Below are 25415 nucleotides of genomic sequence, written 5' to 3'. Positions count from 1 at the left end.
CCACAAGAATATTGAATTTTTTGGGAACGGGCAAGATGCCCATTCCACAAGAATATTGAATTTTTTGGGAACGGGCAAGATGCCCATTCCACAAGAATATTGAATTTTTTGGGAACGGGCAAGATGCCCATTCCACAAGAATATTGAATTTTTTGGGAACGGGCAAGATGCCCATTCCACAAGAACATTGAATTTTTTGGGAACGGGCATCTTGCCTGTTGCCGATCTATTTGAAGAAGCATCGATTAACTTTTAAGCAACTCCTGAATCGGCCTGCTAATCCAATTGAAACCAACTTTTAGTTGATGATCAAATGTTGGCATCCGATAGAGATAGGCTAGGCGGCGAGCAATGTGGGCTAGTTGTCCGTCGAGTTTAATTCCTAAACCGGCCAGGGTGGCGTTGTCAATTCCTAATGTCATCATTTCTCCTAGGGGCTGATAGCGGAAAGGAAGTAAAGGACGGCCGGTGAGGGATGCCCAAATGTTCCATGCGGTGTAGTCAGCTTGCTGGAAGGCTGTTTGGGCTGTTCCGGGGACTTTTTGACCATTTGCATCGTGACATTCTGCTAAGTCTCCCAAGGCAAATATATCTGGATGGTCGATAATTTGCATTTGCGAATTGACTATTAATTGACCGCGGCGGTTTTGTTTGAGGGGTAGCGATCGCACTGCTTGACTAACTTGAGTTCCTACTGTCCACAGCACTATGTCTACGGGGAGAACATCTAATTGTCCTTTGTAAAGTAAGGATATTGTGTCGGCTTCGATCGCCTCTACTTCTGTTTCTAAGTCGATCCACACTTTCCGTTTTTCTAATGCTTGGGTGGCGGCTTCGCGGTTAAACTCCGGTGATGTCCGCAGAATCATGTTCCCTTGCTCGACTAACCGCACGCGACCTTTTTCTCCGAGTCGATCGGCTAATTTACAAGCTAATTCTACTCCCGCATAACCGGCGCCGACGATCGCAACCCGAATTTTGTCGGTATTGCTGCCTTCTAAAAACCGCAATCTTTCTTCTAAGCGGTAGGCGTCGTCGAGGGTGCGAAATGAGTAAGCGTATTCAACGGCACCTTTGACCATATCTAGGGGGGTTTCGCCGCCTAAAGCTAAAACAAGGCGATCGCACGGAATTTCTGGCCCGTCGTGCAACTTCACTCGCTTTTCCTCTACATCGATGCCGGAAACAGTACCTTGACAAAAGCGCACGCCTGTGTTTTCCAAGAGTTCGGCAAACGGCGGGGCAATTTCCCAGGTTTGGAGTTCGCCGGTCAGGAGTTCGTACAGCAGGGGAACGAACAAAAATCGATCGCGGCGGTCAACTAGGACAATTTCGGGTTTTTCGGTTTTGGAGAAGGGTAACTGACTCAAGCGCAGGGCTGTGTAGAGTCCGCCGAAGCCTCCGCCGAGAATGCAAATCCGGGGTTGTTGTTGAGTCATGGTGTTTTGTGTGAGGGGCTCACGGTAGCAGGGAAACTTATCTTATTCTAACGAGAGTGAGGGAGTGGGGAAGGGGGAGATTGGGGGAGTGGGAGTGGGAGAGATGGGGAGAGGGGGAGATGGGGGGAGTGGGAGAGTGGGAAAGTGGGAAAATCTTCCCTGTTTCCCTCGAACCTCAACATCCATCCGTTAAATGCGTTAAATCCGTTAGATAATGCGTTTCCGAACTGTTTTCTATATCTATAGCCTTGATTAGCTTTACCTATTACCCGCCCTCAAATTTTCTGAATGTTCGCAGAACTAATTTTGTACTATATTAGTTTATAACGAATTATTTCGCAAATTTAATTCACTTTTTATAGGGTCATCTACTCTAACACTTGCCCCCGCACTCACAAGTGAAAAAATCATGCAAATTTCCTCGAATTCTTCTAAATTTAAGAACGGCGATCACAATAACGAAGACGGCTCATCTTTGTTAAAAAGCGAAGAAAAATATAAAAATTTAGTAGCTAATATTCCCGGTGCTGTCTACCGCTGTACCTGCGAGTATACGGAGGACGGGGAATTAACACGGACAATGGCGTTTTTGAGCGAGGCGGTTCAAGAAATATCAGGCTATCCCTCTTCTGATTTTATCAACGATCGCGTCCGTTCCTTGGCAAGCATTATCCATCCTCAAGACCGCAAAAATGTGGATGCTACTGTCAAAAAAAGTGTAGCAACTAGAACTCCGTACATCCTTGAATACCGGATTGTCCGGGCGGACGGCGGCATTAGCTGGGTTTACGAAAAAGGCAAAGCTGTTTGCTGCGAGGCGGACGAGGCGAGAGGAAGACAAGAGGGACAAGGGCAAATTGAGGGCTTGTTGTCGGCTGTGGTTTCGCCGGTTTCGCCGGTTTCGCCGATCGCAAATTCTCTGTGTCGGGTTGTTTATCTCGACGGAGTAATTTTGGATATTACTGAACGAAAGCGTGCTGAGGAAAACCTGCGAAACACTCAAGATTTTCTGAATGCGGTACTGCAAAATCTGCCTATTAGCGTCTTTATTAAAGATGCTGTAGAGCAAAAATTTATTTATTGGAATACTGCTAGCGAAGAATTGTTTGGCTATTCCAGGAATGAAGTGATCTTAAACAATGCTGCTGACTTGTTCGAGTCAGATCATGCCAATTACTTGCAAGCACAAGATTTAGAAGTGCTGGCAACGAGAAAAGGCGTCGATTTGCCCGAACAAACTATCGAACTTCCGCACCGAGGAAAGCGGATTTTGCACACGAAAAAAGTTCCTTTGTTTGACGAGTCGGGCACACCTAAGTACATTCTGGGTATTGCTGAAGATATTACGGAAAGCAAAAAAACTGAAACAGAATTGTCGCGCTTGGCCATTGTGGCTCAAAAAACGCAAAATGGTGTGATTATTACTGATGCTCAAGGCTGCATTGAATGGGTGAATGAAGGATTTACTCGGATTAGCGGTTATGTGCTCGCAGAAATACAGGGAAAAAAACCGGGTGATGTACTGCAAGGCCCTGAAACAGACCCGCTAACTATTGCTCAACTGCGATCGGCTTTGGCTGCTGGCGTGCCGTTTAATCAGGAAATTTACAATTACAAAAAGGATGGAAGGGGTTATTGGGTGGCGCTTTCGATTGCCCCAATTTATCAAGAAAAGGGGGAACTCGAAGGTTTTATTGCGGTGCAAACTGATATTACGGATCGCAAGCAAGCAGAGGCAACAGTCAGGGAGAGGGAGAATTATTACCGCTGCATTGTCGAGACGGCTTCGGAGGGCGTTTGGATGTTTGACAGCGAAAGTATCACGACTTTTGCTAACTCTCGGATGGCCGAAATGCTGGGGTATACTGTGGAGGAAATGCTGGGGCGATCGCTATTTGAGTTTATCGACTGCGAGTCTAGGGAAATAGCAGAAAGTTATGTCCAGCGCAGGCGCCAAGGCCTTCGGGAACGCCACGATTTTAAGTTTACTCGCAAAGACGGATCTCACTTGTGGGCGATCGTGTCCGCGACGCCGATGTTCGACGGTGAGGGCGAATTTTCCGGGGTGTTGCGGATGATTACCGATATTAGCGATCGCAAACAAGCAGAAGCAGAATTGCGCCAAACTCTCCAAGAGTTGGAATTTGAAAAATTTGCTTTGGATCAATCAGCAATTGTCTCGAATACCGACGAATTCGGAGCCATTACCTATGTCAACGAGCAATTTTGCGAACTCTTTAAATACTCCCGAGAAGAACTGCTCGGCCAAACCCACAGAATTGTCAATTCTGGCTATCACCCAGCCGATTTTTTCAAGCAGCTTTGGTCAACAATCCGCCAGGGAAAGGTTTGGCGGGGAGAAATGAAAAATCAAGCTAAAGACGGCACATTATTTTGGTTGGATACTACCATTGTACCTTTCTTAAATAGCAGCGGAGAACCCCATCAATATGTAGCAATTCGCAAAGATATTACCGATCGCAAACACGCAGAAGAAGCGGTGCGGCTTTCCGAAAGTCAATTGAGGACTAAAAATGAAGAATTGGCAAAAGCCCTGCGGGACGTGCATAAAACTCAAAGCATGATGGTTCAAAATGAAAAAATGGTAAGTTTGGGGCAATTAGTCGCTGGGGTTGCTCACGAAATAAACAATCCAGTTAGCTTTATTTACGGCAATGTCATGCACGCTGACGATTACTTTCAAGACTTGCTAAAAATTCTGCAACTTTACCAGCAGGAATACCCGCACCCAACACCGATTATTCAACAAGAGATAAATGATATCGATTTGAATTTTCTGCTCAGAGATTTGCCGAATCTGCTAAATTCGATGAAAATGGGAGCCGAACGAATTCGCCAAATTGTGCTGTCACTGAAAAATTTTTCGCGATTAGATGAATCCGAACAAAAGCAGGTGGATATTCACGAAGGGATTGAAAGCACTTTATTGATTTTGCAGCACAGGTTGAAAGAAACGGCAGGGCGTCCTAAAATTGTGCTGCTCAAAGAGTTCGGGAATTTGCCCCGCGTACAGTGTTATGCAGGACAGTTGAATCAGGTTTTTATGAATATTATTGGCAATGCAATTGATGCTTTGGAAGAGGCAATGGAGACTGGACAGTGGGCAGAGGGACAACTGGCGCCTATTCCTTATTGTCCTTCGCCGACGCTGCGGATTTGTACGGATGTAAAATATGAACAGGATGCTTTGATGCAAGCAGATTCTGCTGTTTCTGATGATGCAATGCCACATCCTTCTCATATTGTGATTCGGATTGCTGACAACGGGCCGGGGATTCCGATAGATGTTCACAAAAGGCTGTTCGATCCGTTTTTTACTACGAAAGAACCTGGTAAAGGTACTGGTTTGGGGCTGTCTATCAGCTATCAAATTGTGGTGGAAAAACACGGCGGGCTGCTTAAGTGCGATTCTGCACCGGGTCAAGGGACGGAATTTGCGATCGAGATTCCTGTGGGGAATAGTCAGTAGTCAGTAGTCAGTAGTCAGTAGTCAGTTGTCAGTTGTCAGTTGTCAGTTGTCAGTTGTCAGTTGTCAGTAGTTATTTACTACCAATTACCCATTTCCGATGCCCAATGCCCAATGCCCAATTCATTATTCCCCCTAACCATGAAATATAGCGTAATTTACGACGGCAATTGCAATCTCTGCGTTACCTTGGTGCAGTTACTAGAAAACTTAGACCAAGGCAAGAATTTTGAGTATATTTCCATGCAAGATTTAGAGCAATTAAATCGCTTTGGGATTACGTCTGAAGACTGCGAAATGGGGATGATTTTGATAGATGGCAACACCCCGGAACGCCGCTGGCAGGGCAGCGATGCGGCGGAGGAAATCGGGCGGATACTTCCTGCTGGCGAGGTGTTTGTGGCTGCTTACCGGGCAATGCCGGGGATGAAGTGGATGGGCGATCGCGTGTACGAACAAGTCCGCGATAACCGCTATACTTTGTTTGGCAAGCGATCGACTACTTACAAATCTGTTTATCCAGTTGGCTGTAGGTCGATCGACAATTGCGATAATAGCAAGGAATAAAGTCTTTACTACAAACAGGAGATCCGTGAAAACTGAAGTCCTCAAAAAGATTGATTAAACAAACCGAATATCTCACGGCAAAAGTCTTTGAGTTTTTGGGCAGACTCCGCAGCAGGTTCGGTTGCACCGAAAAAACTCCAATTTTCCACTGTGGAAAAGCGCCACTGCTGACCAGTATGATCGTAACCGGCGGCCTCAACCCCGATCGCCCGACGGCTTCCTTCTACCGGATCTTGGTAAAATCGGATTTGAATCAAGATGCTGCGGCTTTGCAACAAGCGGCTTCTACCGGGGAAATGAAAGCCAATGTCGATCGAATCTGGATCTACAAGTTCTCTGGTATCCTGGTCATTCATCCAAGGTTTCAAATCGACTTTTGTATCCGGGAATTCGGACTTGAATAAATTAACAACCGCAGCAATTTTGCTGGCAACTTCTATATTTTTGGCTTGTTCGGCAGCGTTCACGCGAAAAACTCCTATCAAATATAGTTATTACATTTAGCTAATAATGTAACTGCATACTGCCGAATGTAGCCTGTGAACAGCGGACTTTTTCCGAAATAATTAGGCATTGACAATTTTTCATATATGTGTTATGCCGTTTTTAGCCGAGTCTCGATCCCCCTAAATCGCCCTTAAAAAGGGGAGTAGGGGTTGACTTTGAGGATGCTCTTGTCCCCCCTTATTAAGGGGGGTTAGGGGGGATCTCCGGGTTTTAAAACACCCCATAGTTCCATAATCTTAATTCAGGGGAAGGGCGATCGCAAATTCCGAACCTTCTCCCAGCACCGATTCACAAGTTAGTTTACCGCCGTGGGTTTCTTCCACAATTTGCCTGCTGATAGACAACCCCAAACCCGTACCTTTCCCTACTCCTTTAGTAGTAAATAAATGGTCAAATATTTTCGACTTGACCTCCGATGACATCCCTTTACCGTTATCTTTGATTTTAATCACCACGCTGTTGCTATCCTCCGAGAGATGAGTGATAATGGCGATCGTATTCGGTAAAGCTTCAATTTCAGCATAAGTGCGGCCCTGATTGAATTCGTCAAAACACTCGATCGCATTTGCCAGCAAATTCATAAATACCTGATTCAGTTGCCCAAAATAACATTTAACTGGCGGGATATCTCCGTATTCTTTGATAATTTTAATCGCGGGGCGAGTATCTTTAGCTTTCAGGCGATACTGTAAAATCATCAAAGTGCTGTCGATGCCCTCATGAATATTTGCTGACACTTTATTCGCACTGTCAGCGCGGGAAAAAGTCCGCAAAGACTTGCTAATATTGCGAATGCGCTCTGTACCTGATTTCATAGATAAAAGCATTTTCGGCAAATCTTCGATCAAATAGTCTAAATCAATCTCCGATGCTTTATCCTGTAATTCATCTCCAGGATTAGGAAATTTTTCTTGGTAAAGTTGTAAGCAATCAATCAAATCTAAGCTGGCCTCAGCAGCAGCATCAAGATTGCCCGCAATAAAACCCAGCGGATTGTTAATTTCGTGAGCAACCCCTGCAATCAAATTGCCGAGAGCAGACATTTTTTCGCTTTGAATGAGTTGCAGTTGCGCCTGTTGCAATTCATTGAAAGATTTTTCTAACTGTTGAGATTTTTCTTTTTCGCGCGCGTACAAACCAGCATTCTCTACAGCAATAGCAACTTGAGAAATTAAAACTTTGAATATTTCTACTCTCTCTGCTGTAAAAGCTCCTACTGTCAAAGCATTTTCTAAATAAATTATTCCGCGCCGCTGAGATTGATAAATAATCGGCAAACAGAGAAGTGATTTTGGTTGATATTTCTGAATGTAGGTATCTACGTTAAAAGGTTCGGCGACAGTAGCATTGTCTAAAACCAGATGCTTTTGAATGCGGTGGACGTAATTAATCACAGACAGGGGAACATCTTGACTATTTTCTACGGGAATAGAGGGTAAAATTGTCACTGTATCCTCCGCAAAACTGCCAGTAGCTTCTATGCAGAGAATATCGTTTTTCAGCAGCAGCAGCACTACTTTTTGAGCCGCCGCATTTTCTAAAATAATTTTGATTAATTTGGTCAACAATTTTTCTAGAACAATTTCACCGTTAATGGCTTCGGCCGACTTAATAAAAGTAGCTAAGTCTAATAAATCGCCTAAACTACTACTGGTAGTATTTCCCGTGGCAGTGCGGGTGACATCGAGGGTTGGGGTTGGAATTGTGCGCGTCTGTGCTGCTAAGAAAGGATGTGTTGATTCTAAGTGTTTAACTTTAGCTATGGCTCCCCAATGGATATATCCATAATAGGCTTTAGTCAGATATGCTTGAGAAACTATCTCTTTACCCAAAGCTTGATAAAATTCTCCTGCTAATTCACAGGCTAATGCTTCCTCTTGAATGTAACCGTTTTTGGTGGCTCCATCAATTGCGCGATCGTACAAATCCATTGCTTGGCTATTTTGCCCCAATACTCGCGCTTTCTCGGCTGCTACCAAATCGTATTTGTGTTGATAATTCATCGGAGCATGAACTGCCCATTTTTTCATCTTATTTTGGTTTTGCAGCACTTTTTCCAGATATTGCTTTTGTTCCCCTTTGCCACTTGCTGGATACAAAGCTATGATACTGAGAGAGGAGTAAAAGTTATTCAGAGAAACCACATAAAAGCCGGCTACGGACTCCTCATGTTTCTCAAATAACCTTGAATTTTCCAAGGCTTCCGCATAGTTCCTGAAGAGATAATTAAGCTGAGTTTTGGCATAATAAACCACACCAACTAAAACAAAATTTTTAGTTTCTATTAAAACGGGGAGCATTTTTAATTCATTAAATCTCTCGCCGACTAAATGGCAGGGTTCGACAGCTTGACCGCGCAAATTGAGGGCTGTCTGCCTGCCTATACTTATATGCTGTACAGCTATTTCTAGTTGAGATTGTTGCATTAGTTTCATATATTTACCAGTCTCCTGATCCACCAAATCTAGAGGCTCTCCTATCGACAGTTTTTTGAAGCAATATTCAGTTATAGAATAACCAGCATATTCCAACTCTCCAGTTTCGATCCCAGCTTGAAAACCTTCTTTGAGCTCGTCTAATCCTGACTTGACAGAGGCGTTCCAGTGGTTAATAAAAGAACCAAAGGCTGTATAAACTCTACTTTTGATTGAACGGGAGGGAAATTTGTCTAACATCCTAATTGCCAGTTGACCGAATTGGTATGCCAAACTAATGTCCCCTAGCTTGTACATAACTACGCCATAAAAAACGTAGGCAATACTCGCATAAGGCGAATTACCATATTTAATGCACAGCTTGACCATCCTAAAGGCCAGCAGCGGTACCAGTGGGGGCTTGGCCTGAATAGCACTGCTGAGAATCCCTGATAAAATCCGCATGGCTGCTTGTTTTTCGGGATCAATCATTTGTGTCAAGTTAGCTAAATCCTCAATTCGTTTCAATCCCAAGCTCAGTTTTGTATTAATCAGTCCCGGCACAATATTTAGCGCGTTGGGGTTTTGAGGAAAAGAAATACCTAACATTTTCAGCACTTCCAGTCCTGTATTGAGTGCTTCTACAAGTCTATTTTGAGCGTTATAAGACTGGATTTGAAGTTCATAAACATTCACTTTCTCCAGTAAAGTTTTAGCTTTTTGCACGACAATATCAACCAGTTTTTTTGAATCTTCATAGTTGATGTTTAAGTATTCAGCTTCTGCCGTTGACTCGTAAATTGCTAACGTTAAGTCATAGTGGCTTTGCCAAGAATCCGCAGGCAATAGTTCCATAGCAACCCGCAAATACCTAACAGCAGCTTCATACGCAGCCGCCGCTTTGGCTTTGCGTCCAGCAGTTAAATTTAATTGTGCCAACTGAGTTTTTTCTGACTGTTGGCTAATCGTGTCAACTCCGACATTTAATTGATTGACGATATCAAAGATGTTTTCTTCTAGCTTGTCTGGTGGAGTATTTTGTAACAGTAATTGACCGATTTTTAAATGGGTGGATTGCTTTTGGTCTTCGGGAATTAGCGAATATGCGGCTTGCTGAACGCGGTCGTGCAAAAATTTGTAACTAACCCGCGAAGTGTCTAACTTGAGATGGATTGATTCGGCTCGATCGAAAACTAAAGGAATGCGATAAGCATCGCTCAAGGGCAGAATTAACCCGGCTTGCAAAGCTGAATAAAGTTCAGTTGCTGTAGTATTAGCTGACTTTTCGCTAACAAGTGACAGCACATCTAGAGCAAATTTATCCCCGACACAAGCTGCTAATTTCAACATTTTTTGCGTGGCTGCGGGCAATTTTTCAATGCGAGAAGCTACCAGTTCCACCACACTTTTATCGGTGATTCCAATGGCTTGAATTTCATCGATACTCCAATACCAGCCACTTGTATTTCCCTCATTTATAATGTGATTAAATTCAAATTTCAAAAGAGAGTCTTGATAAAGTGCTTGGAGTAATTGAGTCAAGAAAAAAGGATTGCCACCCGTTTTATTCCAGATTAACTCGGCTAGATTTGTTACTTTTTCTGTACCCGTATTAAGTGTTTCAGTGACTAATTCCGTCACATTTGCTAAATCCAGCGGTTGCAGCACGATATTGTTGACTCTTGTACCAGTTTTTTCAATTTCTTCTACAGTCTGAATTAAGGGGTGGGTGGGACTAACTTCATTGTCTCGATAGGCACCGATTAGCAACAAATATTCTTGGTCAGGGTCAGTTATCAGTATTTGCATCAACTTTAATGTTGCTGAATCTGCCCACTGCAAATCGTCTAAAAAGATAACTAGGGGGTGTTCTTTTTGGGCGAAAACGCGAATAAATTCTTTGAATACCCGATTGAATCGATTTTGGGATTCTATGGGGGCGAGTTCTGGGACTTCGGGCTGTTTGCCGATGATTAATTCAACTTTGGGAATTACGTCGGCAATTACTTGGCCGTCTGTTCCCACTGCTGTTAAAATTTTAGTGCGCCATATTTCTAATGAAAGTGCACTTTCAGTTAGCAATTGCCGCAGCAAGGAGTTAAATGCTTGGATTAATGAGGCATAAGGAATGTTGCGTTTTAGTTGGTCAAATTTGCCGCTGATGAAGTAACCTTTTGACCGGGTAATGGGTTTGCTAACTTCGTTGACTACGGCTGATTTACCGATGCCTGAGTAGCCTGATACTAGCATTAATTCGCTTTGGCAATGGGCGAATTTTTCTGTATTTTGGTTTGGTGGAAAAGATGCGGCAGAAATGGTTTCTGCATTGGGGCGGGCGGGTTTTTCGGTATTTAGGTTGGGTGGCAAAGATTTGGGTGAACCCGCCCCTACACGTTCAAATGCTGCTAATAGTTCGTTGACTTGTTGTTCTCTACCGTACAATTTTTGGGGGATTAACAATTGGCTGAGAATATCTAAGCGTCCGGGGATGAAGTCGGCAATTTGTCCGGTGGTTTCTAACTGATGCAAACAAATTTCTAAGTCGGCTAACAATCCGGCCGCACTTTGATATCTATCTTCGGCATTCTTTGCCATCAATTTCATCACTATCTCTGAGATGGCGACAGGTATTTCTGAATTGATTTGATGGGGATATATTGGTTGAACTGCAATGTGGCTATAAACTACTTCTAAGGGGTCGTTGCTGCAGAAAGGCAATTTTCCTGTCAGCATTTCATATAATGTGATACCAAGGGAATAAAAGTCGGTGCGGTAGTCGAGGGTGCGGTTCATTCTCCCGGTTTGTTCGGGTGACATATAGGCTAAGGTGCCTTCGACTGAGTTGGGATTGTTAAATTGCGGATTTTCTTTGTTGAGTTTTGTAGCAATGCCGAAGTCGGTGAGTTTTACTTGTTTTGTTTGCGAGTTAATTATGATGTTGCTGGGTTTGATGTCTTTGTGAATAATGTGATGAAAATGCAGGTATTGTAAGGCTTTGACTATTTGGATGGCGAGGTGTAAATTTGCTGGCAGGCTCAAGGTTTCTCTTTCCAGCAGTTTTGCGAGGGATTCGCCGCCAAAGTCTTCTAAAACGATTCCTAATCGGTGGTCGAATGTTTCGAGACTGATGGCTTTGACGATTTGTTCGCTGTCTAAATTTTGGCGGATTTGATATTCGTGTTTGAGCCTGGTAATGGCTTCGAGGGTGGGATATTCGGCTTTGAGGACTTTCAGAATTGCTGGGGGCGCGTCTGTCGGTGTTTGTCCGCGATAGACTATTGTTTCGACGCCTTCGTGCAGAGTAGAAGTTATTTGGTATTGTGATAAGTTTAACATCATTTAAGTTAGAAATTACAGGAGCTAATTCTCATTAGATTAACATTACTTAATCTTGATTTTGTGTGATTGCGATCGTGTATTTGGCGATTTCCAATCACACGCAATATACACTAAGTGAAAATGTGGGCTTGATCGTTGGTGTCGGGAGCATCTCAATGAAAGCCGCCCAGCTATAAATTGGAGTGTTGAGGCAGGAGGCAGGAGGCAGGAGGCAGGAGGAAAGAGGAAGAAGGAAGGAGCAAGAAGAAGTGTTTTTACAAATATGAGATGCTCCCTTGGTGTCAACAAACATCATAAATGTAATATTGGTCTTGTGTGTGAGTCCCGAATGCTTTGGCTGCACAGTTTTTCAGGGGCATGGGAGCGATCGCACTGGGCATAAAACAGCCGGAGATGGGAGCGATCGCACTGGGCATAAAACAGGCAATTGAACGGGTTATCAATCGCTGACTACTGTAACTTCACAGATAGTAGAAATAGATTCCGGTTCAGGCAAAATACGCACGCGGGCGAATTTTAAACCGCTAACTCCTTGTTGTGATTCTACCATGCCGGTCTGAACTTTTGGCTCTACCCAACCTTCGCGAGACAAGTAGCGCAAGTATTGCTCATACTCTTCCCACTCCTCCTCGGTGGAATAAACAACAGTCAACATCCCCGACTGAGTAATCCGCTCTTGTGCGTCTTTGTCAACGGCTTTTTCGATCCGCTTTTTGACAAGTTCGTAGCGGATGTCGCGAGTGCCTTTGACATCAAACATTTTTTCGGTATTTTCGTTGTGAAAAATGTCGATCGTGGTATTCTGAACTAACACTAAATGTGCGAGTTCCATGTTGATTTGAGACTCGGATTGCAGGCGAAAAACTGTGCGACCGCAATCGCAAATAGCTCGTAGTTGTTCGTACCGCAAACTGTGTAGGTGAAACTGGCTAAATTTGGGATCGATGGATTTTCCTACATAAATCATGTGATCCATGCCGTCGGTGCATTCGATGTCGCAGTAGTGGGGAAGAATTTGCTGCATTTTTTCTTGCCAGCGCGCCCAGGTTTCTTGGAGTTTGGTGCTGATTAGGTTCAGCATTTGGTCGTAGCGGTTGCGATCGCTGTAAACGCAGTTGTGTTCATTTTCACAGGCTGCTTGGTAAGCTTCAACGGCTGCCTGAACCTTGGGCCCGCACTGCACAAAATAGTCAAAATATACTTCTAAATGCTCGTTTAAATACTCGGCTGCTCGCACCTCCATATCGACTGTTACTTTTTGTTTTAAATGCTCGATGTAGTCGAGCAAGTCGAGCCGCAATTGCTCACCGAGGTGGGTAGTTTGTGTTTGGCAAACGGCATCAGCTATGACTAAACCTAAGCGAAATTGTTCGAGCAAATCAGTTTGAATGGCTCGGTTTCTTTCGTCGCTAGAACCGCGAATGTCGGAAATTCCGTACAGCGGATGAACGTCAGCAAATACGATTGTTTCTGGAGGTAGTCCCCAACTTCGCCTTTCTGCTTCTTGGGCGAACCGCCACTCGACTGCGGGATGGATGTTGTGAATGTGGGTAAACCGCTCCTGGATGGCTTGCCGCAGGGCTGCAATGAAGGCGGGAATGAGTTCTTGGGCGTGTTTAGCGTCAATGCCGTTGAAGTGGTTTGGCCGATCGCACAACAGCCCCACAACACCCAAAATCCGCTGCCCGCGCCCCTCGCGGGTGACGGATTTGACTACCAGGGGCACCAGCAGCATCGATCGAGTTCCCATTCTCCGCAAAGTTCGATCGCACTCGGTTTCGCACTCCCTACGCAAGTCTGGCACGTTCCAAACTTGATTGGCTGCTGTGGCCTTCAAAAAGTGAGAAGCTTCTAGGGAGTGCATTGAATAAAGAATCGGCTGCAAATGTTGACCGTCTTTTGCAACTAATAGCTGTACCTGATCGTCGTCGGGGCGCAGCAGCAAAGTGCCGTCAGCATTGAAGAGGGATCGCAAACACCGATCGATTCTCTCAAATTTGTCAGCCCGCAGCATCGAATCTCGATCGATCAATAACTGAGTCAGCCGCCGAATTTGCTCCTGCACAGTGACATCAAAACCTTCTAGCAGCAGCAAGCCTTCTACGCGGTAATTATCCAACTGCAATCGATCGGCTAAATTTTCCAATTGATTCGGCTGCATCAGCCAAGCTTCCCGTTCCGCAACAGGCATTAATCTTAAAGAAAAATCCGCAAATTCATCTATTTTTGAGTCAATTCGAGTAATTTTTAACTGTTCCGAACCCAGCCAAAATTCAATGAATCTGGGTTCTCGGTGTTTGGGGTTTTTTACACTCGCCGTGGCAGGTTCGTCTAGCACCCGCAAACCGTCAATGTCAATTTGATAATATTGCTTAAATACCCAGTGCAAAAGGTGGCGGCGGTACAATTGTTCTGCTGTTTTGCCGTCCCCATCCTCGAACAGTTCCAGCAGAGTGATGTCGGTTTCTGCAAACCAACCGTTGGTAAATTGAGTTGCCAAGGACGTTTCCTCCCAACCGGCCAAGCGGCAAAATGCTGCGTTAGCGTAACGCAGGGCAAAAGTTCCCGGTTGCATTACTGCGATTAAAACGCGGCGATCGCCGAGAAATTGAAACAATCGCTGTAAATCTTGTTTCCACGTTTTCAACGGTTCAATTTCAGAAGATTGACTGGGTACTTTGCCCGCCAAAGCTTCCAGTAGCTGTTCTATACTTGGTTCGCTGGGCAGATTGTTACTGTCTTGCTTTGTTGGGAGGATATCTGTCGCTGGCAGTGATTTTACGGAGTTGTTGTTGTTTTGATGGGAAGACGATTTAGGAGTAGACATGAGTAAAACACCTGAAAGCAGTGGATTTGGCCAAAGAATGTCAGCGATCGGCGATTATGGCTTTGTAAAGAACTTAGATCCTGTTTGTAAAGTTTGTGTGTGGGTATCGGAAACTGGGTGTTTTCTCGGACGATGGGCCCAGGGACTTTTACTTTTATTCACAAACAACCTCTCAGTCTAGACGTTATAGGTGATATTAACGTGTTTACCACCTGGCGGGTAACACCCATTATAAGCGGTAGACAGTAGCGGATAGTGTAAGCAACTAATGCTATTTGACTCAGAGGCGAGATATATAGCAGGTTTGGGTTGAATGAGGCGTAGCCCTGGTAATTTGTAATTTGTAATTTGTAATTAATAATTGGCAAGCAGGTTGCTTGTCACTAATTTAGCAAATAAAGTTGCGAGAAAAATTCCAATATAACTTGCTATTTGGCAATGCAAGAATTAACATATATAATACAGCTAACAGGATTTTTGAAAGGACATAGTTATGGCTTTAACGATTAACAACCTCATCGTCGATGTGAATGGATTTCCTGTATTTGCTGGGGGCGGGCCACGTCTTTTGGGATTCGCTACAGCAGATGATATCGACGTAGGATCAGGAAACTTGTTCTCTTTCCCCTGGGGAGTTTGGGGACTCGGCGGCAACGATACCATAGCAGGTTCCTTCGATTCCAACGAAAGATTGTTGGGAAATGACGGCAATGATGTTATCGCAGGTAACGGCGGGAACGACATCCTTTACGGTGGCAAAGATGCCGATATAGTGGACGGAAATGAAGGCAACGACGTAGTTAGGGGCGATGCCGGAAACGACGTTATTTTTGGAGGATTTGGCAACGATATCCTGCGGGGAGGGCAAGGAGACGACGATTTAGAGGGCAATGAGGGCGACGATTTCATCGCGGGCGATCGGGGAGTTGACGTGCTCACGGGAGGCCTCGGTGGTGACATATTCGTCCTCAGAAGCAACGATGAAGCATTTGGTATAGATGGAGCAGATGTCGTTACCGATTTTAACTTTGACGAGGGCGATCGTATCGGTTTGACGGACGGTTTAACAGAACTAGACCTGTTCTTTGAAGACGACAATTTGATTGCTTACGATAACGACGGAATTATCAACGACATGGTGATTAGCAACCAAAGAGACGGACGGATTTTGGGGGTAATTTTAAATGTGGATAACTTTGAACTTGTCGGGGCATTTGAACAGGCAAGTCCGTTTGCTTTGGCAGTTAACGGTTCTCAATTCCAGTTTTTGACTTAATTATTTGTAGGGAATTAGACGGGCAAAATCCCCCCTAACCCCCCTTAACAAGGGGGGAACAAGAGCGCTCGAAGTCCCCAATTTCTCCCTTTATATATTTTTATGCTAATCTAAAAGTAGAAATTCAAACTCGGGGAAAGTATATATGACCATTGCCACTCACCCCAAATTAACTGCACTCCCGGAACAGCGGTTGATTTTGCCGCTATCGATGACTTGGGAACAGTTCAAAGCTTTGGATTCCTTGCTAGAGTACACTCGCAGTGTTCGCTTGTCTTACCTCGACGGATATGTGGAAATTATGACACTTTCGCCGGAACATGAAACCATTAAATGCCTGCTGGCAGGAATGTTAATGACCTTTTTCGTAGAAAAAGATATTAGTTTTAGACCGACGGGTAGCGCTACACTCCAAGGGGAAGCAAAAGGCAGCAGCAAGGAACCAGATTTATCTTACTACTTTGGCGAAGACAGACGGCAGCGAGAAACACCCGATTTGGCGATCGAAATTGTTTTTACTAGCGGAACTATTAATAAACTGGAATACTACCGCAGATTTAACGTAGCAGAAGTTTGGTTTTGGGAAGACGGAGTATTTTCGATTTACCAACTGAACTCGGAGGATTACGATCGCGTTTCTCGGAGTATGCTGTTGCCGGATTTGGATCTAGAATTGCTGGGGAGATGCCTGCAAATGTCTGAAGAAAAAGAAGCTTTGAAAGTGTTTCGGGATGCAGTTCGAGTTGGTTAACCTAGAAGATATACAAATAAATTATGGCCTAGGAATGCCGGCAATGGCCGGAATATACGAAATGTACGAAATGTCATAAAAATCGCAATCATCTGAAAACATCGAGCGTTTCTGGTTTTCATAAATTTTATTTTAATCTATACTATTCGGAGTATAAAAATTTTTACTCTTCAGCAATCACCTATGAATAGGGATTATTCGCGCTTTGATTCCCTCACCAGCATCCTAGCAGGAACAGTAACGGTAGCAGGAATAGTTGTTTTTGCACCAGCACCAGTCTCTGCAAAAACTCCCCAAGAAATTGCTCAATTAGCGATTTCTGCCACAGTTCAAATTAATGGCAAAACAACGGGTAGCGGGACTGGATTTATCATTGCCAAACAAGGCACGACTTACACTGTACTGACAGCTAATCATGTTGTTGCCGATCGGGATACCTATACGATTCGCACTAATACGAACAAAGACTATCAAGTAACCCGTAGTATACTATTGCAGAAAGACCAGAATGCTCCTGATTTAGCAGTCGTAACCTTTGACAGTACACAATCTTATCCTGTTGTAACTTTAGGCGATTCCGAACAAGCGGTAATCGGTACAGAAATTTTTGTTTCGGGCTATCCAGGTAATCAGCGGGGCAATCAGTTCGGAACTAAACGCGATTATGTTTTTGTAAAAGGTAATGTTATCAGTCGTCTCCGACCTGATTATCCAAGCGGTTATACTTTACGTTACGACGCTATAACAAAAGGAGGAATGAGCGGAGGACCTGTATTTGATGGAGAAGGGCGCGTAGTTGGAGTTCACGCGGCTGGTGATATAGACTTTGTAACAGATGGCGAAGGAAAAAAAGTTATAACACAAGTCACCACCAAGACCGGGTTTAATGTAGCGGTTCCCATTAATATCTTTCTGGCTAAATTATCGGAGGCGGGCTTAAATCGATCGGCACTTTTAATTAATACCTCTCCAACAGCTACTGCACCTCTCAAACTGAACAATCCGCAAGATGCTAAAACTTATTACGTTCGCGGTTTAACTCGGTTTGATAAGGGAGATTTGTCAGGGGCTGTTGCCGATTTTAACCAAGCAATTCAAACTCAATCTGATTACGCGGAAGCTTATTTCTATCGAGCCCTCGCTTATTCCGATTTGAGACAAATGCCCAAGAGTATCGCTGATTATAGCAAGGCGATCGCCCTAAATGCCGGTTATGTTGACGCTTACTACAATCGGGGGCTGGTTTTGTCAGCAATGGGAGACAAACCGGGGGCGATCGCAGATTATACTCAAGTCATCCGCTTGGATAGAAACTTTGCAGCGGCTTACAACAACCGAGGATTAGCACTTTCGGACTTGGGCGATCAAAAAGGGGCGATCGACGATTTCAATCAAGCGCTGCAAATCAATCCCGGTCGCGCCAACACTTATTTTAACAGAGGATTAGCGCTGTTTCGCATCAATAACGATCGCTCTGCATTAGCTGATTACACTCAAGCAATTCAACTCAATCCCAATTATGCAAAGGCTTTTGCTAACCGAGGAATTACGTTGGTGAGAATGGGAGATAGACAAGGGGCGATCGCAGATTTGCAGCAAGCGGCTCGTTTATTTAGGGCTCAAGGAATGAATGCAGATGCTCAAAAAGCATTAGATTTGATTGGGCAATTGCAAAGACAATAAACGTTATGATATAATCGACGATCGGATTGCAATTAATCCTGTAGGGGCGGGTTTACCAACAATATTTGACACAAACAAACAGGTAAAATAAACCCGCCCCGCCCCATCCATAAGGTAGGGGCGGGTTCACCAACAATATTTGACAGAAACAAACAGGCCAAATAAACCCGCCCCGGCCCTATTCGTGGGTGGGGGCGGGTTTATAAATACCTTGGATGTGAATTAGAAATCTTGGCGAACCCGCCCCTACAGGATTTTCGTAATGCTGATTTCTCCCTAAAACCTCACCGTCACCAAAATCACCCGCCGAGGCTGATCTTCGGCTTCAATAGTAAACTCAACACGCCCAAAACCTCTCGGCCCAGGTTCAACTAAATCGTAGCGAGATGTCACCGTACCGGCGGCTGTATTGTATTGAGCAAAAACAGCACCAGGATTCCTCCCAGCAGACGCATCCGCATCCCCTCCCCAAGCTGTTGTATCATCTATTCGCGATCGAGTTGGCAATACAGAAGCCGCGATTTCTGGAGGTGTTAATCTTTGATCGGCTAAGACTTGTTGAGCGTTATGAATAGCGCACATTGTCGGCCCGGAAATTTTGGCATCGCTATATTGATCTTCCCACTTTTGTACAAACCCAAAGCCAACATTCGGGCCCACTTGCTCCTGTCTTTGCCGGCCCCACAGCCGACTGGTATCAGCAGCAAAATTGGAACCGCTGCCAGTTAGGGCTAATTCGGTTCTTTTGTTGGTAAAGTTGCGATCAACAAATTCTTTATCTGCCCTGCGAATAGCGTTGGCCGCTGCTGGATCTACTTTACTGCTAACATTAGTATTGCCTTGTAATATTGGTGTTAGAACGCCGGGGATGGGCTGTGCTCCACAATATTTTTGAATACCGTTGAAAACGCGATCGGCTGATAAAGCACTAATCGGAAATTCTAGGGAATAAGCTTCGGCAGGTTTGGGGAAGAAGATGCCCGATGTTGCGGAAGCAGTAAAAGAAGCGCCACCCCATATGACGAGCCGGTTAAATTGACGGCGGCTAATACTCATAATTTATCTACTCCCTGGAGAGCCTGCCCCTGGTATAATAGCGAGCCAGAAGAAGTAGTACCATTTATTGCTACAATTTGTTGCCCTAGAGCAATAGATATCAACAGCCACACTTTTTCCGTTACTGACATCTACCAGCATTGTATTGACCCTTCCATCTTTTCCTACTTGGGAAGCTACTTGATTTCCATCTACATAAACATCTATTTTCGCAGGGGGTAGACCATCCCCATCCGCAACTCCATACTCTATTCGGAGAGAGGCGGGACCACCAGGAAGTTGACAAGTCCAACCAGCTCCGTTACTCGCCCATATCAACAAACGACTGGTGTATATTTCTCTACCTATGGAAACATCCCGAGCTTGTTCTTGATAATTCGGAAACCCTCTATGAACACAGTTGAGTTCGAGCAAAAAGATCGGGCGCTGGGCCTGTGCCACTTGTGCGCCAACTGTCGCTAAACTAAAAGACAACACCCCAGCCGAGAACAAACCGCTGAGCCACCGCACTCGCTTCATAAAAATATCCTGCTAATACCTTAACCAATTAATATAAAGGATGAGCTGTGTAGGAAAAGTCCTGACTTTAGATAGATGACAAAATCAAAAATGTCACAATTGTACGAAATGTCAGGTATAATGAATGGCGTAAACTCCAGCTTCTCCCTAATCTATGGATATTGCCGAAGTTTTGACACGGGCAGATGAGCTAATTTTTGCTAAGACGGGAAAGCATTTAGATTATGTGCAAGAAGCTATTTTGCGGGGAACGTTACAAGACACAACTTACACGCAAATTGCTCAAGAAGTTTACTCAAGTCCAAGTCATGTCAGAAATGTCGGATCACAACTTTGGACAATACTTTCTAAAGGATTAGGAAAAAATATTACTAAAGCAAATTTTAGGACTGTATTAGAGCAGGGTATAGTTTATAATTATCAATCAACTATTGTTGAAAATATCACAGGTGAGAATGTAACAGTTAATAAAAACCTTAATGTTTGTCGTGAAAAAGTCCGATCGCCCAAAACACCTCAAAACCCCCAACCAACAGCAAAACAGCCCCGCATCGACTTAGACGACGCACCAGAAATCTCGACATTTTACGATCGCACATCCGAACTTTCCACCCTCAAACAATGGATTTTGGAAAACCGCACCCGTCTCATCAGCATCTTAGGATTAAGCGGAAGTGGCAAAAGTGCGATCGCCCTCCAACTAATCCAACACCTTCAATATGAATTTGACTGTATAATCTGGCGAAGCCTCCGCAACGCGCCACCCCTCCAAACACTCGAAACCGACTTAATTCAATTCTGTAGGGGCGGTGCCCCCGTGCCCGCCCCCGAAGAAAGGGCGATCGCCGCCCCCGAAGAAAGGGCAACCACGGGGGGATTGCCCCTACAATATTTGCGATCGCACCGCTGTCTGATCGTGCTCGATGATGTGCAAACAATTTTCAGCAGCCAACAACTAGCAGGAAACTACAAACCAGGCTATGAAAATTATGGCACTTTCTTCAAACAAATAGCAGAATCATGTCACAACAGTTGCATAGTTTTGATTAGTTGGGAAAAACCCAGAGAAATTGCAGCATTAGAAAGCCACCCGAAAAATTGTCAAACCTTGCAACTCAATGGTTTAGGCGAAGCAGCGCGAGAAATATTCACAGAAAAAGGTTTACTTGAATCGGAAAACTGGTCAAAATTGATAGACATTTACCGAGGAAATCCCTTGTGGTTGAATACAGTAGCTGCTGCTATTCAAGACTTGTTTAGCGGCAATATTTCTGAATTTTTATCCTATGATAGCCTAGTTTTAGGAGACTTAGAATATTTATTGCACCAACATTCTCAGCGTTTGTCAGACTCCGAAAAACAAGTAATGTCCTGGTTGGCAAATCAAATCAAAGCAGTCGAAATCTCCAAAAAGCCAGCCCTTCTGGAATTATCCCCTTCAGAATTCCTCAAAGCCGTCGAATCCTTGAGACGGAGGTTATTAATCGAAAAAGTCCAAAAGGGCGATCGCACCCTCTTCCAACTCCAACCGGCGATCGCAGAATACATAAAAACCAACATGATCTTATAGCAGTTTTAAGAACAGGCAAGATGCCTGTTCCACAATAGATGAATTTTAGGGCAGCAGTTTTAGGAACAGGCAAGATGCCTGTTCCACAATAGATGAATTTTGTGGCAGCAGTTTTAGGAACAGGCAAGATGCCTGTTCCACAATAGATGAATTTTGTGGCAGTAGTTTTAGGAACAGGCAAGATGCCTGTTCCACAACACATGAATAATTTGCTTGTGGGGAGTAGGGGTTGGGCTTCTAGCCCGCCCTGAAAGGATTATTCAAAAATTAGCAAAACATTAATCCAAACATCCCCATTTAGCCTTAAAATTAAAAAGACTGACTAGCCAACAATGCCCTATGTTTGAAGCCCTTGCCGATCGACTCGAATCCACCTGGAAAAAACTGCGCGGACAAAATAAAATCTCCGAGTCCAACATCCAAGACGCGCTCAAAGAAGTCCGCCGCGCCCTCCTGGAAGCCGATGTCAACCTCCAAGTCGTCAAAAACTTCATCGGAGAGGTAGCGGCAAAAGCACAAGGCGCAGAAGTCGTTTCAGGCGTCCGTCCCGACCAACAATTCATCAAAATCGTCCACGACGAACTCGTGCGCGTTATGGGGGAAACCAACGTACCCCTCGCCACCGCCGAATCCGGGCCCACAGTGATCCTGATGGCAGGTTTGCAAGGAACCGGGAAAACCACAGCTACCGCCAAACTAGCGCTGCACCTCCGCAAACAAAATCGTACCGCACTGCTAGTCGCAACCGACATTTATCGACCAGCCGCGATCGACCAATTGCTGACACTCGGCAAACAAATCGACGTACCCGTATTTGAATTAGGCAAAGACATTGACCCCGTAGAAATTGCCCGCCAAGGCATCGAACACGGTAAACAAATTGGCATTGATACCATCATCGTCGATACAGCAGGCCGCCTGCAAATCGACCAAGATATGATGGCAGAATTGGGCCGCATCAAACAAACAGTGCAACCCCACGAAACGCTGTTAGTTGTTGATGCCATGACCGGCCAAGAAGCAGCAAATTTAACCCGCACCTTTCACGAACAAATCGGCATTACCGGCGCAATCTTAACCAAATTAGACGGCGACAGTCGCGGCGGTGCAGCCTTATCCGTGCGGCAAATATCCGGCGCGCCGATTAAATTTGTCGGCGTCGGCGAAAAAGTGGAAGCATTGCAACCATTTTATCCCGATCGCATGGCATCGAGAATACTCGGCATGGGCGATGTCTTGACGCTAGTAGAAAAAGCGCAAGAAGAATTCGACATCGCCGATGCCGAGAAAATGCAAGAGAAAATGCTCACGGCAAAGTTTGACTTTACCGACTTTCTCAAACAAACCAGACTGTTAAAAAATATGGGTTCCCTCGGCGGCATCATGAAAATGATTCCGGGGATGAACAAACTCTCAGACGAACAAATGCGGCAGGGAGAAGTGCAGCTAAAACGCACCGAAGCCATGATTAATTCGATGACAGTTGAAGAACGCCGCAACCCCGAACTTTTAGCAAGTTCTCCCTCCCGCCGCCGCCGCATCGGCAAAGGCGCAGGCTACGCAGAAAACGACGTAACAAAGCTGGTGAGCGATTTCCAGAAAATGCGTACAATGATGCAGCAAATGAGTCAAGGCAACTTTACAGGAATGGGAGGATTGCCCGGAATGCCCGGAATGCCCGGAATGGGTGGCCCCGGAATGCAGCCCGGTTCCCGTGGCTATATGGGTGCCCAGCAGAAGAAGAAAAAGAAAAAAGATAAGCCTAAAAAAGGTTTCGGACAGTTGTAGAAAATATCAAAAATATTGCACGATTGTCAAAATTTTGTAGGGGCGGGTTCACAGATCATAATTGCCTAAAACACACAATCTCGTAAACCCGCCCCACCCCGTGCAAGAGTCCTTTAACTTTTTTTTGTTGCCGAGTTCAATCTAAAAAAAACCGGAATTGAATATGGTACAAATATTTACTGAACCAGAAACCATCTCTATAGAATTGCCAAACGCGATCGGGATTGTTGTCAGTAGCGAGCAATTCGAGGCCCTAGCATTGGCAAATCCCGACTTGAGATTAGAGAGAACAGCAGAAGGAGAATTAATAGTGAATCCACCCACAGGAGGAGAATCAGGCAGCCGCAATCTCAGTATTAGCGGGCAAGTTGATCGCTGGTGCGAAACACACGAAGATTTAGGAGAAGGCTTTGACTCTTCTACCGGATTCATCCTCCCCAATGGTGCTCGCCGTTCTCCCGACGCTTCCTGGGTGAGTAGAACTCGCTGGGAGGCACTAACTCCAAAACAGCGCCAAGGCTTCGTTCCTCTGTGTCCAGACTTTGTAGTAGAATTGCGATCGGCATCCGATAGTCTCTCCACCCTTCAAACTAAGATGCGGGAATATATCGACAACGGCGCAAGATTGGGCTGGTTGATTGACCCGCAAAACCGGCAGGTAGAGATTTATCGACAGCAAGCAGAAGTAGAAATATTAATCAATCCTGCCGAGTTATCCGGGGAAGATGTATTGCCAGGATTTGTGTTGAATTTAAGGCGAGTGTGGCGTTAGAGAGCTTTTGATACCAAATCCGCACAATCCCAGATTCCGCACCCCCCAACGGGCAGCATACACTGCAAGAGTGCGACTCGAAGTCGATCGTCCGAGACAATAGTGAATCAAAATATCGGAAATTCTGTGTTACTGAGCATGAACCCGTTAGGAATTCCTAAAAATTAACGTTCGGGCATGAGGTAAATTTTATAAGAAATACCCTGAAAACCCTGCGACTTTAGTCCAGGGATGAAAGGGCGAGGGAGACTTTAGTCTCCCAGTTAGATATTTCTAAATATAGTACAATTAATCAAAGGAGGTTGAAATTAATGTATGCAGTGCAAAAAGATGTTTGGCATTTAAAGGGACTTGACAAAACCATTGTCGAGCAAATCTTAAGATGGTCAAACAATCTGTTTAATGTCGGCACTTACGAAAGTCGGCAACGGTACTTCAAAGACCAAGGCGCAATTAAATACCCAGACCTGTACAAAATTGCCAAACCCAACGAGAATTACGGTTTACTTTACTCGCAAGTGGCTCAACAATCCCTCAAATCTGTTGCTGAATCCTTTAGCTCTTTCCGAGCCTTAGAAAGGTTAGCCAAGAAAGGAGAACTTAATCAAAAACCGAGATTGCCCAAGTACAGAACCAAGGGAGCAATGTACCAAGTTTCATACCCTGGGCAAGCCTTGAAAGTAGTCGGTAATCGGGTGAGATTACCTCTGGGAACTAAAGGGAAAGAACACTTTGGGACAGATGCTCTCTGGGTGACTTTACCGGAACGCTTGAAAGATTGCCAGATTAAAGAACTTCGACTAATCCCTAGAAATGGCAAGGTTTGGGTCGAATTTGTACACGAAAGTCTAACCAAACAAGCCCCTAGCTGTAGCTTGGAAGTAACGGGAATTGTAGGTATTGATCATGGCATCAATAACTGGTTAACTTGCACTTCTAGTAATGGCAAGCCATTTATTATTGATGGTCACAAATTGAAGTCTTGGAACCAATGGTTTAACAAGGAAAAAGCACGGGTACAATCAGTACATGATCAATGTAAGCTACCTAAAGGTTTTTCATCTCATAGACTGCAACAGTTGTCAGAAATTCGCGCCAGAAGGATGAGAGATGCCGTCAATAAAGCAGTTAGAACCATCATAGATTATTGTGAAGATCACCAAATTAACGTCCTAGTCTTTGGTTGGAATAAAGGACAGAAACAAGAAGTCAATATGGGAGGTAAGACTAACCAGAACTTTGTCCAAATACCGACAGCTAAAGTTAAAGATAGGCTCATGCAAGAGTGTGACTTAAGGGGTTGGCGATTTGTAGAGCAAGACGAATCCTACACATCAAAAGCCAGCGTGCGTTTCGTTCTGAAGAAACCCAGAAATGGGGGGAATTCAGGCTCTAGCAAGGTAATCCAATATGGATTGAG

Annotated in this window: 16 protein-coding genes; 9 read left to right on the top strand and 7 right to left on the bottom strand. The window is 44.6% G+C overall.

Features of this window, described 5'->3' with window-relative positions; translation table 11 throughout:
* On the bottom strand, positions 1-210 hold a 210-nt coding region (locus QUB35_RS21490), incomplete at its 3' end, for a hypothetical protein (protein WP_333143776.1).
* Positions 211-245: 35 nt separating this feature from the next.
* Positions 246-1439, bottom strand: coding sequence for an NAD(P)/FAD-dependent oxidoreductase (locus QUB35_RS21485; protein ID WP_333143775.1), 1194 nt, complete (start codon positions 1437-1439; stop codon positions 246-248).
* Between the two features lie 409 nt (positions 1440-1848).
* Here QUB35_RS21485 and QUB35_RS21480 point away from each other — a divergent pair, with 409 nt between their 5' ends.
* Both QUB35_RS21480 and QUB35_RS21475 read left to right on the top strand, forming a co-directional pair.
* Complete coding sequence (locus QUB35_RS21480) at positions 1849-4929, top strand: PAS domain S-box protein (protein ID WP_333143774.1); 3081 nt, start codon at positions 1849-1851, stop codon at positions 4927-4929.
* A 138-nt stretch (positions 4930-5067) separates the two neighbouring features.
* Positions 5068-5493: a DCC1-like thiol-disulfide oxidoreductase family protein gene (locus QUB35_RS21475; protein ID WP_333103173.1), complete on the top strand. Its 426-nt coding sequence runs from the start codon at positions 5068-5070 to the stop codon at positions 5491-5493.
* 41 nt (positions 5494-5534) lie between these two features.
* Here QUB35_RS21475 and QUB35_RS21470 read toward each other — a convergent pair whose 3' ends face one another.
* The 3 genes from QUB35_RS21470 to QUB35_RS21460 all read right to left on the bottom strand — a co-directional run bounded on the left by QUB35_RS21470 (position 5535) and on the right by QUB35_RS21460 (position 14580).
* Complete coding sequence (locus QUB35_RS21470; RefSeq protein ID WP_333143773.1) at positions 5535-5960, bottom strand: hypothetical protein; 426 nt, start codon at positions 5958-5960, stop codon at positions 5535-5537.
* 276 nt (positions 5961-6236) lie between these two features.
* The gene (locus QUB35_RS21465) at positions 6237-11750 is read right to left on the bottom strand and encodes an AAA family ATPase (RefSeq protein ID WP_333143772.1); all 5514 of its coding nucleotides are present in this window, start codon (positions 11748-11750) and stop codon (positions 6237-6239) included.
* Between the two features lie 442 nt (positions 11751-12192).
* Positions 12193-14580: a GAF domain-containing protein gene (locus QUB35_RS21460; RefSeq protein ID WP_333143771.1), complete on the bottom strand. Its 2388-nt coding sequence runs from the start codon at positions 14578-14580 to the stop codon at positions 12193-12195.
* Positions 14581-15073: 493 nt separating this feature from the next.
* On the opposite strand from QUB35_RS21460, the gene QUB35_RS21455 reads away from it, so the two are divergent.
* The 3 genes from QUB35_RS21455 (at position 15074) to QUB35_RS21445 (ending at position 18290) form a co-directional block, all read left to right on the top strand.
* Positions 15074-15856: a calcium-binding protein gene (locus tag QUB35_RS21455; RefSeq protein WP_333143770.1), complete on the top strand. Its 783-nt coding sequence runs from the start codon at positions 15074-15076 to the stop codon at positions 15854-15856.
* Between the two features lie 145 nt (positions 15857-16001).
* Entirely contained in the window at positions 16002-16607 is a 606-nt protein-coding gene (locus QUB35_RS21450) for a Uma2 family endonuclease (protein ID WP_333143769.1), read from the top strand.
* A gap of 183 nt (positions 16608-16790) precedes the next feature.
* Positions 16791-18290: a tetratricopeptide repeat-containing serine protease family protein gene (locus QUB35_RS21445; RefSeq protein ID WP_333143768.1), complete on the top strand. Its 1500-nt coding sequence runs from the start codon at positions 16791-16793 to the stop codon at positions 18288-18290.
* A gap of 276 nt (positions 18291-18566) precedes the next feature.
* Here the strand turns inward: QUB35_RS21445 and QUB35_RS21440 are convergent, their stop codons facing one another.
* The gene (locus tag QUB35_RS21440; RefSeq protein ID WP_333143767.1) at positions 18567-19346 is read right to left on the bottom strand and encodes a Tat pathway signal protein; all 780 of its coding nucleotides are present in this window, start codon (positions 19344-19346) and stop codon (positions 18567-18569) included.
* A gap of 3 nt (positions 19347-19349) precedes the next feature.
* The gene (locus QUB35_RS21435; RefSeq protein ID WP_333143766.1) at positions 19350-19865 is read right to left on the bottom strand and encodes a hypothetical protein; all 516 of its coding nucleotides are present in this window, start codon (positions 19863-19865) and stop codon (positions 19350-19352) included.
* A gap of 154 nt (positions 19866-20019) precedes the next feature.
* Between QUB35_RS21435 and QUB35_RS21430 the strand changes: the two genes are divergently transcribed.
* The 4 genes from QUB35_RS21430 to QUB35_RS21415 all read left to right on the top strand — a co-directional run.
* Positions 20020-21435 carry an NB-ARC domain-containing protein gene (locus QUB35_RS21430; protein WP_333143765.1) on the top strand — a complete coding sequence of 472 codons (1416 nt, stop codon included), beginning with the start codon at positions 20020-20022 and terminating at the stop codon, positions 21433-21435.
* A 339-nt stretch (positions 21436-21774) separates the two neighbouring features.
* Positions 21775-23223, top strand: coding sequence for a signal recognition particle protein (ffh, locus tag QUB35_RS21425; RefSeq protein WP_333035131.1), 1449 nt, complete (start codon positions 21775-21777; stop codon positions 23221-23223).
* Between the two features lie 163 nt (positions 23224-23386).
* Positions 23387-23995, top strand: coding sequence for a Uma2 family endonuclease (locus tag QUB35_RS21420; protein ID WP_333143764.1), 609 nt, complete (start codon positions 23387-23389; stop codon positions 23993-23995).
* A 311-nt stretch (positions 23996-24306) separates the two neighbouring features.
* Positions 24307-25415 (top strand): transposase (locus QUB35_RS21415; RefSeq protein ID WP_333143763.1); only part of this gene is annotated, 1109 nt, incomplete at its 3' end.

Origin of the sequence: Microcoleus sp. B13-B6, from assembly GCF_036705405.1 — a bacterium.
In the GTDB taxonomy this organism is placed as follows: Bacteria; Cyanobacteriota; Cyanobacteriia; order Cyanobacteriales; family Microcoleaceae; genus Microcoleus.
This window is presented reverse-complemented; position numbering and strand designations above follow the sequence as displayed.